Source organism: Tistrella bauzanensis, assembly GCF_014636235.1.
GTDB lineage: Bacteria > Pseudomonadota > Alphaproteobacteria > Tistrellales > Tistrellaceae > Tistrella > Tistrella bauzanensis.
Genome location: NZ_BMDZ01000189.1, coordinates 1 through 989 on the forward strand (window position 1 = coordinate 1; position 989 = coordinate 989).

At 65.8% G+C, this 989-nt stretch carries 1 pseudogene; it reads left to right on the plus strand.

Annotated features, from left to right (window positions below):
* Positions 1-989: pseudogene (locus IEW15_RS25510) on the plus strand (hypothetical protein); the annotation flags it as partial.

The window sequence follows — 989 nt, forward strand, 5'->3', positions numbered from 1 at the left end:
ACCGAGCACAGCGGGACCGGCACGATCGCGATTGCCGACCTGCTGTCGGATGCCGGTTATAGTGATGCCGACAGCGGTGCCTTGTCCGGCATCGCGATCACAGGCGTCACGGGAAACAGCATCTGGCAGTACACGACCGACGGCACCAACTGGTTCCAGATCTCGTCTGTGTCGGAAAGCTCGGCGGTGCTGCTCGATGCCTCGGCGTCTCTGCGCTATGTTCCCGATTTCGAGAACGGCGAAACCGCGACCATTTCGTTCCGGGCCTGGGATCAGACCACCGGCACAGCCACCAGCGGTTCTACCCAGTTCCGGGCGAACATCACCACGAGCGGCGGCGGCAGCGCGTTCTCGGCCAATGTGGCGACGGCGACGATCGATCTCACCGATCTCAATGACTCGCCATCCATCTCCTCTGATGACGTGCCGCTGACCGGCACCGATGAGGACACGACCTCCGACGTGGTCACAGTATCGGATCTGCTCACCGAGGCAGGCTATGGCGATGCCGACAACGGAGCGTCGGCGGGCGGCATCGCGCTGACCGCCTCGGCCGGCAACGGCACCTGGCAGTATTCCACCGACAGCGGCGCCAACTGGTACAGTGTCGGCAGTGTGTCATGGGGCGCGGCGCTTTTGCTCAAGCCGGATGCGCAACTGCGCTATGTTCCGGACGGCGACAATGGCGAGTCCGCCAGCCTCACCTTCAAGGGCTGGGACCAGACCCAGGGCACGGCCGCCGACGGCGCCACCCGCTCGACCTATAACATCACCTCGGCCGGCGGCCTGACCGCGTTCTCGTCCTTGCAGGCGGATGCGACGATCACGGTGACCTCGGTCAACGACGCGCCGGTCGCGACCGTGCCGGGATCGATCACCGTCACCGAGGATGTGGCCACAGCGCTGGCCGGCATCTCCTTCGCCGATGTGGATGCCGGCTCCGGCACGGTCGTCGTCACCCTGTCGGTGGCATCGGGTGCGCTGGCGGC